The sequence below is a fragment of the Asticcacaulis biprosthecium C19 genome (genome assembly GCF_000204015.1).
In the GTDB taxonomy this organism is placed as follows: Bacteria; Pseudomonadota; Alphaproteobacteria; order Caulobacterales; family Caulobacteraceae; genus Asticcacaulis; species Asticcacaulis biprosthecius.
The window spans coordinates 669703-681863 of sequence record NZ_GL883077.1 but is presented as its reverse complement, the minus strand read 5'-3'; the positions used below and the strand labels follow the sequence as shown (position 1 = coordinate 681863).

The 12161-nt window shown below is 61.5% G+C and carries 12 protein-coding genes; 10 read left to right on the top strand and 2 right to left on the bottom strand.

Features of this window, described 5'->3' with window-relative positions:
- Positions 1-128 precede the first annotated feature (128 nt).
- The gene (locus ABI_RS03510) at positions 129-1298 is read right to left on the bottom strand and encodes a CobW family GTP-binding protein (protein WP_006271457.1); all 1170 of its coding nucleotides are present in this window, start codon (positions 1296-1298) and stop codon (positions 129-131) included.
- Positions 1299-1422: 124 nt separating this feature from the next.
- On the opposite strand from ABI_RS03510, the gene ABI_RS03505 reads away from it, so the two are divergent.
- From ABI_RS03505 to ABI_RS03465, 9 genes are all read left to right on the top strand, one after another.
- Complete coding sequence (locus ABI_RS03505) at positions 1423-2046, top strand: hypothetical protein (RefSeq protein WP_006271456.1); 624 nt, start codon at positions 1423-1425, stop codon at positions 2044-2046.
- 190 nt (positions 2047-2236) lie between these two features.
- The gene (gene rplU / locus ABI_RS03500; RefSeq protein WP_006271455.1) at positions 2237-2761 is read left to right on the top strand and encodes a 50S ribosomal protein L21; all 525 of its coding nucleotides are present in this window, start codon (positions 2237-2239) and stop codon (positions 2759-2761) included.
- Positions 2762-2786: 25 nt separating this feature from the next.
- Positions 2787-3056: a 50S ribosomal protein L27 gene (gene rpmA, locus ABI_RS03495; protein ID WP_006271454.1), complete on the top strand. Its 270-nt coding sequence runs from the start codon at positions 2787-2789 to the stop codon at positions 3054-3056.
- 223 nt (positions 3057-3279) lie between these two features.
- Positions 3280-3876 carry a GNAT family N-acetyltransferase gene (locus ABI_RS03490; protein ID WP_006271453.1) on the top strand — a complete coding sequence of 199 codons (597 nt, stop codon included), beginning with the start codon at positions 3280-3282 and terminating at the stop codon, positions 3874-3876.
- Between the two features lie 146 nt (positions 3877-4022).
- Positions 4023-5087, top strand: a complete 1065-nt coding sequence (gene obgE / locus ABI_RS03485; RefSeq protein ID WP_006271452.1) for a GTPase ObgE — start codon at positions 4023-4025, stop codon at positions 5085-5087.
- Between the two features lie 29 nt (positions 5088-5116).
- Positions 5117-5752 (top strand): nicotinate-nucleotide adenylyltransferase, encoded by a 636-nt coding sequence (locus tag ABI_RS03480; RefSeq protein ID WP_245531288.1) that lies wholly within the window; start codon positions 5117-5119, stop codon positions 5750-5752.
- A gap of 46 nt (positions 5753-5798) precedes the next feature.
- Positions 5799-6269, top strand: a complete 471-nt coding sequence (rsfS, locus tag ABI_RS03475; protein ID WP_309545662.1) for a ribosome silencing factor — start codon at positions 5799-5801, stop codon at positions 6267-6269.
- Positions 6270-6453: 184 nt separating this feature from the next.
- Positions 6454-6771, top strand: coding sequence for a 23S rRNA (pseudouridine(1915)-N(3))-methyltransferase RlmH (locus ABI_RS26090; protein WP_309545679.1), 318 nt, complete (start codon positions 6454-6456; stop codon positions 6769-6771).
- A gap of 50 nt (positions 6772-6821) precedes the next feature.
- A complete protein-coding gene (locus ABI_RS03465; protein WP_006271447.1) occupies positions 6822-7973 on the top strand; it encodes a murein hydrolase activator EnvC family protein in 1152 nt (383 codons plus the stop codon).
- A 181-nt stretch (positions 7974-8154) separates the two neighbouring features.
- On the opposite strand, the gene ABI_RS03460 is transcribed toward ABI_RS03465, so the two are convergent.
- Positions 8155-10326 (bottom strand): putative bifunctional diguanylate cyclase/phosphodiesterase, encoded by a 2172-nt coding sequence (locus ABI_RS03460; protein WP_006271446.1) that lies wholly within the window; start codon positions 10324-10326, stop codon positions 8155-8157.
- A gap of 294 nt (positions 10327-10620) precedes the next feature.
- Between ABI_RS03460 and ABI_RS03455 the strand changes: the two genes are divergently transcribed.
- Positions 10621-12081 carry a S41 family peptidase gene (locus tag ABI_RS03455; RefSeq protein WP_006271445.1) on the top strand — a complete coding sequence of 487 codons (1461 nt, stop codon included), beginning with the start codon at positions 10621-10623 and terminating at the stop codon, positions 12079-12081.
- Positions 12082-12161 lie beyond the last annotated feature (80 nt).

Below are 12161 nucleotides of genomic sequence, written 5' to 3'. Positions count from 1 at the left end.
GGTTCGGCCAGCCACTGTAGTCGCCGAACGTCCTCAACCCCTCACCCGATCGCCTTCACTTCGTTCGGCTCTCGTCCTCTCCCCTCAGGTAGGGAGAGGGAAGAATTAACAACCCCGGCTATTTGCTTCTACTGCACCACACACGCATCGAACCCGGCCTTCAAAGCCGCCTGGTCCAGGCGCCGGCCGATAAACACAGCGCGCGACAGACGTTTTTCGCCCTCACGCCATGGCTGCTGCAGCTCCCCTTCCAGGATCATGTGCACAGCCTGGAAGACCAGACGCTTCTCCTCGCCGGCGACATTCAGGATGCCCTTGGCGCGCAGGATATCCTGCCCCTGCTCCGCCAGCAGCTTATCCAGCCACTTGGTGAACTTGACGCCATCCACCGGCGCTTCCGAACTCAGCGACACGCTCTTGATCTCTTCGTCGTGGATCGGATTGATCTGGTGGCTGCAATGCTCGTCATGGACGTGACCGGCTTCGCCATGGGCCGGCCCATGGTTGTGATGATCATGATGATGGTGGTCGTGTCCGCAGTGCTCATCATGAACATGACCTGGCTCACCGTGGGCCGGGTTATCATGATGATGGTGCTCATGCCCATGGTGATCGTGATGCCCATGATCGTGGTCATGATGATGATCATGCGCCTCGACCTGCTCCATCTTGCTGAGATCGAACCGGTGCTGGTTCAACAGAGTCCTGATCGGCACATCCGAACGATGTGCACGCTGAATGGTGGCCAGCGGGTTCAAACCCTTCAGCCGCCCTTCGATCTCGTCCAGCTTTTCCGGCGACACCAGGTCGGTCTTGTTAAGAATGATATGATCGGCAAAGGCCACCTGTTCCTTGGCTTCGCGGCCGTCCTTCAGCGCCTGGTCGAAGTGGCGGGCATCGACCAGGGTCGTCACCGAATCCAGATAGGTCTTGGCCTTGATCTCCTCGTCGACGAAGAAGGTCTGGGCGACAGGGCCGGGATCGGCCAAGCCGGTCGTTTCGACGATGATGGCGTCGAACTTCCCCTTGCGCTTCATCAGCCCCGACAGAATCCGGATCAGGTCGCCGCGCACAGTGCAGCAGACGCAGCCATTATTCATCTCGAAGACCTCTTCATCGGCGCCGACAATCAGGTCGTTGTCGATGCCGATCTCGCCGAACTCATTGACGATGACAGCGTATTTCTGGCCGTGGTTCTCGGTCAGGATGCGGTTCAGCAGGGTGGTCTTGCCGGCGCCGAGATAACCGGTCAGCACGGTGACGGGAGTCTTGGTCGAGGTGGCAGCGCTGTCGGGCATGGTGTTATCTTGTAATAGAGGAAATCTGTGCGGCTTAGTTAAGCCTTCGCCGCACGAAATCAAGCGGAAGTGTAAGCTTTCCGTCGGGATTTCCTTTACACTGGGATCATCAAAGGGGGAATCCATGGTCCTTGCTGCCGACATTCCAGCTGTTGTCTGCTCGAACGACAAACCGATCAACCTGACTCTATGGAAGACGGTCGAGACGATATCGCCGGACTGTCGCTGGAAGCTGATAGCGATGAGTGCCGATACAATCACCGAATCCCAGTCAGAAGGGAATGTCTCCGTCATCGACACCCGAAGCGGCAGGACAGTCACCACCTTCATGATGGACCGCAGCGCGAGTGTTCACTGGCTTAAGGATGGCCGCACCCTGATCGTCAATCATTTCGCCGGCAGCGGATGGACCGAACCCCTGGTGATCGCTCTCGCCCCCGAAAGCCTCTCGGCAACACCCGAAAATCTGGCCGATCTGCTTTTTCCGGACGTCCTGAAACGCCTCAATAGGCGGCGTGAACAAGTCTACCACTATTATGCCAACTACATCGGCGATGTCGCAAGCCGGATATTGGTCTCGGTGCAGGCGGATTATGTCCTCTCCGGCGACACCGGCCCGGCCAACGCCAGGTGCTTTATCTACAGCGTTGATAAGGCCGAGTTGTCCGGCTATCGCTTCGAACGTGAGGTGCCCTGGCAAGACGGCGATTTGACCTGCCCGCACCATCCGGACGAAAAGTGGGATTGATCCCATGGTCGGCTATATGGGCCCGACGAGCAAATTCGCGCAATTTACCCATACAGCGTTGACTCACAGGCTTTTCGCTGTATAAGTCGCCGCCTCTCGCCCGGAGCCCTAGGTTCCTGGGGCGTTTTTCCATTTTTCCGCGCGAGCTTTCTTCGTCGTAAAGCCCCGCGCCCGAGCAAAGGTTCTGACCATGTACGCGGTCATCAAAACAGGCGGTAAGCAATACCGTGTCGCCGCCGGCGACCTGATCAAGGTCGAAAAGCTCGCAGGCGAGCCGGGCGAAACCGTTAAGTTCAACGAAGTGCTGATGGTCGGTGACGTCATCGGCGCTCCGCTGGTCGATGGCGCGGTCGTCGAAGCGACCCTGATCGAAACCCGCAAGGGCGAGAAGGTCCGCATCTTCAAGAAGACCCGCCGTCAGGGCTATCGCCGCACCAACGGCCACCGTCAGTTCGAAACCGTTCTGCGCGTCACCTCGATCCTGGGCGGCGGCAAGGATATCAAGTGGGACGGCACCGTCTCGCTGACCACCAAGGCTGAACTGAACGCCCGCGCCCGTAACCTGGCGCCGCGTTCGCTGGCTGCGGCTCTGGACACTGACGTCGATCTCGACACGGCGCCTGTCGTCGAACCGGCCGTGGTCGAAGAAGCCCCCAAGAAGAAGGCTGCGCCGAAGAAGGCTGCTGCCACCACCGAAACCGCTGACGAAGCGTAAGCACTGTATTTAAGGAGATACTCCTATGGCACACAAAAAGTCTGGCGGTTCGTCGCGCAACGGTCGCGATTCAGAAGCCAAACGTCTCGGCGTAAAGCGCTTCGGCGGTGAAAACGTCCTGGCTGGCAACATCCTGGTCCGTCAACGCGGCACCAAGTTCTTCCCGGGCGACAATGTCGGCCTTGGCCGTGACCACACGCTGTTCGCCACGGCGACAGGCGCTGTGAAGTTCACAACCAAGCGCAACGACCGTTGTTACGTGTCGATCATTCCGGCCGCTGTGGCGGCTGAGTAAAAGCACTTTCCGATGTCGGATCGTGCTTTCCAAAGCCGATCCGGACGCAGTTGCAGCGGGAGTCCGGTTCACCGGGCTCCCGTTTTACGTTTTTGTTTTGCTTAAACAAAATGTGATCCCGCTCTGAGAACCCAAGGGTCGAACTGTTACACGTCCGCCCTAAATAAAGCCCAACCCTGCGCGACAAGCCTCGTCGCACAGGGACGGGCCCCGGAGACGAGTCATGATCATGAACAGCTATGCCAGCGACGCCGACGGCCCCGTTCGCCCGGAGAACCTCAGCTCCGGGGCCATCAGCATCGAAACCTCGCGCCTGAGCCTGAATGCTCTGCGCGATACGGATCTCGACGACCTGATGGCGGTGTTCTGCGGCAGGTCGTCGGCGCGCATGACCCACACCGTGCCGCACCCGTTCAAGCGCGAAGACGCCGAGCGCCTGCTGGCCAACATGATGGCCAAGCCGTACGCCTACTGGGCCATCCGCCGGGAGGACGAGCGCCTGATCGGGGTGATCTCCCTGACGCGCGCCACCTGCGGCAAGACGCCTGACATGCATCATTTCGGCCCCAATCTCGGTATCTTCGTCGCACCCGAGCATCAGGGCCACGGTCTTGCGGTCGAGGCGATCGACGCCCTGCTGCGCTGGGTCAAGAAGCGCAAGCTGCACCAGATCATCCATGCAGCGCACTTCGCTGACAACGACAAGGCGGCCCAGGCCCTGATCCAGGCGGATTTCCTGTACACCGGCCGCCGGACTCAGGAGGCTTCCACCGCCCGCGGCGGCGAACACCTGGCGCTGCACATGATCCGTATTTTGTAGGCTTTTTCCCTCTCCCCGTGAAAAACGGGGAGAGGGGTTCCCACAGCGCTTCAGTTCGCACCACACCACCTTCCGCGCTCCCTTATCCTCCCCCTGAGCACAAGGTCATTGATCTTGAGCCTGTTTTCCGTCAAGACAACCAAACCATGAAATTCCTCGACCAGTGCAAGATCTTCATCCGCTCCGGCAACGGTGGCGCCGGCAGCGTCTCCTTCCGGCGGGAGAAGTTCATCCCCAACGGTGGCCCCGACGGCGGCGACGGCGGCAAGGGCGGCGACGTCTGGATCGAAGCCGCAGAGGGCCTGAACACCCTTATCGACTACCGCTACCAGCAACACTTCAAGGCCAAGACCGGCGAACACGGCAAGGGCCGTCAGATGCACGGCGCCAATGCCGAGGAGATCGTGCTGCGCGTTCCCGTCGGCACCGAAGTCCTCGACGAAGAAGGCGAGACCCTGGTCGTCGACATGGATACGGCAGGCAAACGTTATCTGCTGGCCAAGGGCGGCAATGGCGGCTGGGGCAATACCCGCTTCAAGGGTCCGGTCAACCAGGCCCCGACCTTCGCCCTGCCCGGCCAGGACGGTGAGGAACGCTGGCTGTGGCTGCGTCTGAAACTGATCGCCGATGCCGGCCTGCTGGGCCTGCCCAATGCCGGCAAGTCGACCTTCCTGGCGGCCTCGTCGGCGGCCAAGCCCAAGATCGCCGACTACCCCTTCACCACCCTCACCCCAAACCTCGGCGTGATCGACTTGGGTCCCGAACAGCGCTTCGTCCTGGCCGATATCCCCGGCCTGATCGAAGGTGCCTCCGAAGGCGCCGGTCTCGGCACCCGCTTCCTCGGCCACGTCGAACGCACCAAGGTGCTGATCCACCTGGTCGACGGCACCCAGGACGATCCGGTCAAGGCCTACAAGGTCATTCGCCGCGAGTTGGCAGCCTATGCCGAAGACCTGGCCCTGCGGCCGGAAATCGTCGCCATCAACAAGGTCGACGCCATGGACGCCGACGCTCGCAAAAAGCTGGCGCAAAAGCTGAAACGCGCCTCCGGCCAGGCGCCGCACCTGATCTCCGGCGTCACCGGCGAAGGGGTACGCGAGCTGCTGTTTGCTGCCCTGGCCATCATCCAGGGCCGAGCGCCACAACGCGAGGACAAGGACGACGACAGCGGTGCCGCGGCGCCCGCAGCCTACAGCCCCTGGGATAACTGAACGGGATGTGGCGCGCCGGTCTTGCTCCCATGTCTCCCGTCGTTCGTGACGGTGGCCTGAGACCGGGCTTCCATCTCGAACCCGGCATGAAGATCGGCCTGTTCGGCGGCTCGTTCAATCCGGCCCACGAAGGCCATCGCCATGTCGCCGACACCGCCCGGATCAAGATGGGGCTGGACCGGATCCTCTGGCTGGTCTCACCGCAGAACCCCCTGAAGGCAAAGACCGAAACTGCGCCCTTAAGCCAGCGCATCTCCGAGATCACCCCGTTTATCGGCCCCAACGACATCGTTTCGGATTTCGAGACCCGCATCGGCGCCACCTACACGCTGGATACCTTGCGGGCGCTGAAAGCGCGTTTTCCCGGCGTTCACTTCGTCTGGATCATGGGCGGCGACAGCCTGGTCAGCTTTCACAAGTGGCGCGGCTGGCTCCAGATCATGGCCATGGTGCCCGTCGCCATCGTGTCGCGCCCCGGCGCCATGATGAACGCCCGCTTCTCGCACGCCGCCAAACGCTTCATGCATTATCGGATCAAGGAGCGCCAGGCGCGCATCCTGCCGGCCATGACCGCCCCGGCCTGGTCCTTCTTCAAGGGGCCGCTGCATGGTCATTCCTCGACCGCGATCCGGGCGCAAAGACGCCAATCGGCCCCCGGCATTTAAAAATTAGGTGATCAGCCCATTGATGGGATGACCGCGGGGCGTGTTTGTGATACGCTCCCCCCTTATCGTGGACCATAAAGGAACCCAGACCCTGTCTCTTCAACCCGCGCAAGGTGCGCAACCGAAAGCTTCCGCCGCTAGTCCGGCGGTTACGCCTGATACGATTCAGGCTGCCCACGATGAAACTCTCCCGCCGCTTGAGACCCTGATTGTCGAACGTCTCGATGACGACAAGGCGCAGGATATTGTCTGCATCGACCTCAAGGGCAAGTCGTCCGTCGCCGATACCCTGATCATCGCTTCGGGCCGTTCCCACCGCCACGTCGGCGCCCTGGCCGACCACGTCCTGCGCGCGCTCAAGGAAGCCGGCCACGGCAAGGCCAAGGTTGAAGGCTTGCCGGCCTGTGACTGGGTTCTGATTGATGTCGGCGACGTCGTCGTCCACATCTTCCGTCCGGAAGTCCGCACCTTCTACAATATCGAGAAGATCTGGTCGCTGTCCCCGGCTGACGCCTAAGAAACGCAGACATCTATGCGCCTGACGCTATGCGCCGTCGGCAAGCTGGGCGCGACCACCGAAAACACGCTCGTTAAAGACTACCTGAGCCGCGCCGGTCAGACCGGACGCGGCTTAGGTATTTCGCCAGTCGAGTTGATCGAGGTCGAGGCCAAAAAGGCCAAAAAACCTGACCTCGGCCCAACTGAAGGCCGCCGAGGCCGAGGTCATCCGCGACGCCATCGACGGCGGCATTCTGATCACCTGCGACGAACGCGGCGAGCTTCTGACTTCGCGCCAGATTTCGCAAAAGCTGGAGGTCTTCAAAGACCGCAGCGAGCGCCGGGTGACGTTTGTCATCGGTGGTGCCGACGGACTGGACCCAGCCCTGCGCCAGCAGGCGGCCTTCTCGCTGGCCTTCGGTCCGCAAACCTGGCCGCATGCCCTGGTACGCGTCATGCTGGCCGAACAGATGTACCGCGCCACAACCATCCTGGCCGGACTGCCCTATCACCGCGACTGATCGCAACATCGTTTATGGAGAATTAAGGCAACACACCTTATCTCCGTGGCATGCACCGCTCGTCGTACCGTCTGCTGCTGACCGGAGTCTTCGCCTTCGCCCTGTGCGGAGCGATGCAGTCGGACGCCAATGTCCGCGTCAAACCCTTGTCGGCCCAGGATCAGGCGGACCTCGACGCCCTCTCCGCCCAGCGCCGTGCCGAGGAACGCAAGAGCGACCAGACCCGACAGACCGCCCGCGACGTCGCTCTCGAAGTCGAGGCGCTGCGCCAGCGCATCATCGATATCTCCAAACGTCAGGGCGTGTCGGAACAACGCGCCGCCATCTACCGCGCCAAGCTTGAAACCCTGAATCTACAGGAAGCCGACATCACCCGCCGGCTGACGACCGAACGCTCGAAACAGGCCAAGCTGCTGTCAGCGCTGCAGATCTATTCACGCAACCCGCCGCCCGCCCTGCTGATCAATCCGCGCAAGGCCAATGACGCCGTCCTGGCCGCCATCATCATGAAGGCGATCACGCCGGAGTTGGAAAAACGCACCCAGAGCCTGGTCCAGGAAAATGCCCAGTTGGTCAATGTCCGCCGCCAGGCCGCCTTGCAGAACGAAGCCCTGTTTATCTCCGAAAGCGAAGTCTCGAGCCAGCGCCGCGAGATTGAAGGGCTCATCAAGCAAAAGATGGCGCTGGAGGACCAACTGCTGGGTCAGGCTGACCGCATGGACGCCAATGTCGTGACCATGCGGGCCAAGGAAGACCGGGTGCGCGGCAACCTGCCCCTGCGTGGTATGCTGGGAGCAGACACTTCGCGGCTGAACCCGCCGGTCGTCGGGGAAAAGGTGCGCGACTTTGGCCAGACGGGAAGCCAGAACGCCGGCGCGGGCGGAGCCCCGTCAAGTCGCGGCGTCTATTACACGGCCCGGCCAGGTTCGCAGGTGACAGCGCCAGCCGAGGGTGAGGTCGAATATGCCGGTCCGCTGGCCTCCTATGGCCAGGTGGTGATCCTGGGCATTGGCAATAATTATCATATCGTCCTGACCGGCATCGGCCGGATCTATGTCGACAAGGGCCAGACGGTCGGCCGCGGCGAACCGGTTGGCCGAATGCCGAACCTGTCGGACAAGAAGACCATCCTGTACATGGAACTGCGCAAGGGTGAAGACCCGATCAATCCGGCCAGTCTGGTGCCGGTGTCCGGGAAATAGACTGCGACTTATCTTCCACCGCTTGCGGGGGAGGTGCTGAGCAAGCAAGCCCTCCTATGGGGCGAAGCGCGTCGAAGCGGAGGGGGAGCCGTTGCACTGTCGCACCCTCCGGCTCGACGCATTACGCCTTTCGGCGTCATTGGCTCGCCGCATCCCCCGCAAGCGTTGGAGGATAAGGGATCTACGCCCTCACCGCAGCTTTTTCCGCCGGCAAACCCAGCACGTCATGCAGCGGCTTGGGCCGGCTGAAATAGTAGCCTTGCAGATACTGGCATCCCGCCAGCCGCAGGAGCCGGACATGGTCCTCGGTTTCCACGCCTTCGGCCGTCACCGCCAGCCCCAGGGCATTGGCGATATTGACCGTGCCGGCGACAAGGGCGGCCGCCTGCGGATCGCGGTCGACCTGGCTGGCCAAAGACTTGTCGATCTTGATCTTGTCGAAGTCGTAACGACGCAGATAGCCGATGCTGGAGTAACCCGTGCCGAAATCGTCAAGTGCAATCGTCACGCCCAGGGCCTTTAACGCTGCCACGGCCGCAATGGCGCGCTCGGGGTTTTCGATCAGATTGCCTTCGGTAACCTCCAGTTCCAGCCGTTGCGCCGGGAATCCTGTCTCCGCCAGAATATCGGCCACCTTGCTTTCGAAGGCGACGTCGCGGAACTGTGCCGGTGAGATGTTGACGCTCAGCCGCACATTAGGGAAATCGCCCATTTCCTGACACGCCCGGCGCAGAACGAACTGGCCCAGAGCCTGGATCAGACCGCTCGATTCGGCCAGGGCGATGAACTGGTCGGGGACAAGCTCGCCCTCCGGCCGGCGCGGCCAGCGCACCAGGGCCTCGACCGAGGCGATCGTGCCGTGGCGAGCCTCGATGATCGGCTGATAGACGACATCGAACTCGCCGCGCTTCAGACCCTCGCGAATGCCGGTCTCGATGGCCTGTTTGCGCGTCCGCTGGGCGTCCAGTTCGTCGTCGTACCAGGTGATACGGCCCTTGCCGGACGATTTCGAATGGTACATTGCCAGGTCGGCGCGGCGGAACAGTTCCTGGCTGCGGACGGTTTTCAGATCGCCCGACGCAATGCCAATACTGGCGCCGATCTGGACGATACGTTCGCCGATGCGAATGGGCTTGGTCAGGAAGTCCAGCGCCTTCTCGGCAAAGATCTGGCAGCGTGCATCGGCATCCTTGCCGCCCAGCAGCAGAGCGAACTCATCGCCGCCCATCCGCGCCAGAGACCCATGGTTGGGCAGGAATTCCTTTAGCGCCGCCGCCGCGATCATGATCAGCTTATCGCCGGTGGCATGTCCGTAAATGTCGTTGATGTCCTTGAAGCCGTCCAGGTCGATAAAGACGACAGCCTTGTGCGCCGCCCCCCGTTTGCTGTCAACCCGCTGAAGTTGTTCAAACAGGGCGCGCCGGTTGGGCAGGCCGCTGAGGTTGTCGGTCAGGGCGAAGGTGCGCGCGACCTGCTCGCCCCGTGACAGACGTAGCAGGCTGTAACCGGCGAGCGCGAACAGAAGCAGGATCAGACCGCCGATCAGCAAGGCGATCATCAGGATATGCGTCTGCACCGCCTTCGCCGCCTCGCCGCCAGGCTGGCGGGGCGTCCAGCTCAGCCGACCCACGCCCCGTCCATTGGCGTCATTCAGCTGCAAGTAGGGTTCAATCGCATCGGACATCTCGGTCAGCCGGATATCATCGATGCGAAAGGTTTCCGACAGGTCGGTCAGCATCAGGGGCGACAGGTGCCTGGTCATGACCAGATAGCGTTTGGCGCTGCCCTGGCCGGCAAGGGTTCCATCTGTCGCCCGGACAAGACCCACACCGATTATGGCGATCCCGTCCCGGGTGCGGGTGAGACCCGACACCGCCGACTGGCCGGATCGAAGTCTTTGAGAATTCCGCGTTATAAGCGCATCGAATCCATCACCGAAAACGACCGCGGCAGAATCGACGTTTTGCCCTGATGCATAAGCGGACAACACTTTGAAATCTTCGTTCAGGACGTACACGCCGTCATAGTCGCGCCCATCCATGGCGACCGCGCCCCAGGTGGCGTACAGCCAGTCGTCATCCCGCGTGGCGGGATAAACGTGCGCGACCGCATCATCCCAGATGGTGTTGTCGTCAACACGGGCCGTCATGCGCTTGATGGACGTACTGATCGCACCCTGGACATATTCGATCGACCGGGCTTCATAGATCTGATTGGCCTTGTCGATGACGACCGCCAGGGACGAGTACATCAGGGCGATGATGGCGATGGCAAAGCCGACACAGCCCACCGCGACCAGGGCAAACAGGGTCCTGGCTCTTGGCTCGATACGCCAACCCGGTAATTTGAGCATTCTGCCACCGATTTATGAAACGGCGCTCTTCCGGCGCCTCGCGATCCTGGGCACTATGGAAGAAAAAGATGAAAATCTCGCTTATGACCGCCACAGCGCAGTCCGTATGGATTTTCTACGCAGGTCGTCCTATGCTGTCATCAAAGCGGTCACGGCATTTCCGTCACAAACGGCGGGAAACGGAAGCTCCTGACTCGCGCCCCGTTTACGCCACACTCACACTCTTATATGTAGGCTGGTAACCTTGATGCCCGGGAGTGCTTCCTCTCTGTTGGGGCTCCCTTTGAGGACTGTATGAAAAACCTTTATCTCGGCGGTTTTGCCGCCCTGTGCCTGAGCGCAGGCGCCGTCGCCTACGCTAACCAGCCGGTCTTCTCGCCACGTTCGGACACCTATGAGCAGCTCAAGCTGTTCGGTGACGTCCTGGCGATCGTCCAGCAGAACTATGTCGTCAAGGTCGACTCGAAAAAGCTGATCACCTCTGCGCTGCAGGGTATGCTGACCAGCCTGGATCCGCATTCCAACTACCTGTCCGACGATTCCTACACCGACCTCAACGAAAAGACCCGCGGCTCCTACGGCGGCATCGGCCTGGAAGTGACCAGCGAAGACGGCGCGGTCAAGGTCGTGACTCCGATGGACGAGACGCCTGCCATGAAGGCCGGCATGGAATCGGGCGACTATATCACCGCCATTGACGGCACCTCGATTCTGGGTCTGCCGTTGAACGAAGCAGTCTCCAAGATGAAGGGCGAGGCCGGCACTAAACTGACCATCACGGTCGTGCGCACCGGCAAGGACGAGCCGTTTGACCTGACACTGACGCGCGAAGTCATCACGGTCAAATCGGTTCGCGTCCGCATGGAAGGCGAATACGGTTATCTGCGCATCGCCAGCTTCTCGCAGAACACAGCCAACGATGCCCGCGTCGCGCTGGAAGAGCTGATGACCAAGAACCCGAACATGAAGGGTCTGGTCCTCGACCTGCGCAACAATCCGGGCGGACTTCTGGAACAATCGGTTGGCGTCGCCGACCTGTTCCTGAACGGCGGCGAGATCGTGTCGCAACGCGGCCGCGAAGCCAACGACATCATCCGCTACCAGGCCAAGAAGGGCGACATGCTGAAGGGCATGCCGCTGGTCGTCCTGACCAATCCGGGCTCAGCCTCGGCGGCCGAGATCGTCGCCGGCGCGCTTCAGGATCACAAGCGTGCCTCGATCGTCGGCCTGACCACCTTCGGCAAGGGCTCGGTCCAGAGCGTCATCGATCTGGGTCACAACAACGCCGTCAAGCTGACCACGGCGCGCTACTACACGCCGTCCGGCCGCTCGATTCAGAAGACCGGCATCGAGCCGGATCTCGAAGTCGCTCAGTCCAAGGAACAGGCGAAATACATCGCCACATCGGCTCTGCAATATACCGAAGCCGCCTATGCCAATGCGCTGGACTCCGACGAAGGCAAGACGCGCCGCTCGACCCACGCGGTACAGGAAGTGCCGCCGGACGATTTCGACACCAAGACGGGCGACTTTACACTGACGCGCGGCCTGGACGTGCTGAAGTACGGCGGCGACGTCAAGATGGCGATTGCCCATCCGCGCGGCGCCAAACTGGCCGATGCCGATCTGGTCAAGAAGGACCCGACGCGCTTTGCCGGCAAGGACAAGGTGGCGCCGGCCTCGGGCACCCTGGTCGAAGGCGCCAAGCCGACCGGCGCAACGTCCAGCAGTTCCAGCTCTGCCGCGCCGAAATAGGCGACCAAAACCTGAGCGAAATAGGGCCCCCGATTATTTCGAGGGCCCTATTTTTTACCTCTCCCCGCCTGCGGGGAGAC

Excerpts from the sequence above, each read along its gene's own strand:
- ABI_RS03510 (WP_006271457.1), bottom strand. The coding sequence starts at position 1,298 with ATGCCCGACAGCGCTGCCACCTCGACCAAGACTCCCGTCACCGTGCTG.
- ABI_RS03505 (WP_006271456.1), top strand. The coding sequence starts at position 1,423 with ATGGTCCTTGCTGCCGACATTCCAGCTGTTGTCTGCTCGAACGACAAA.
- rplU (WP_006271455.1), top strand. The coding sequence starts at position 2,237 with ATGTACGCGGTCATCAAAACAGGCGGTAAGCAATACCGTGTCGCCGCC.
- rpmA (WP_006271454.1), top strand. The coding sequence starts at position 2,787 with ATGGCACACAAAAAGTCTGGCGGTTCGTCGCGCAACGGTCGCGATTCA.
- ABI_RS03490 (WP_006271453.1), top strand. The coding sequence starts at position 3,280 with ATGATCATGAACAGCTATGCCAGCGACGCCGACGGCCCCGTTCGCCCG.
- obgE (WP_006271452.1), top strand. The coding sequence starts at position 4,023 with ATGAAATTCCTCGACCAGTGCAAGATCTTCATCCGCTCCGGCAACGGT.
- ABI_RS03480 (WP_245531288.1), top strand. The coding sequence starts at position 5,117 with ATGTCTCCCGTCGTTCGTGACGGTGGCCTGAGACCGGGCTTCCATCTC.
- ABI_RS03465 (WP_006271447.1), top strand. The coding sequence starts at position 6,822 with ATGCACCGCTCGTCGTACCGTCTGCTGCTGACCGGAGTCTTCGCCTTC.
- ABI_RS03460 (WP_006271446.1), bottom strand. The coding sequence starts at position 10,326 with ATGCTCAAATTACCGGGTTGGCGTATCGAGCCAAGAGCCAGGACCCTG.
- ABI_RS03455 (WP_006271445.1), top strand. The coding sequence starts at position 10,621 with ATGAAAAACCTTTATCTCGGCGGTTTTGCCGCCCTGTGCCTGAGCGCA.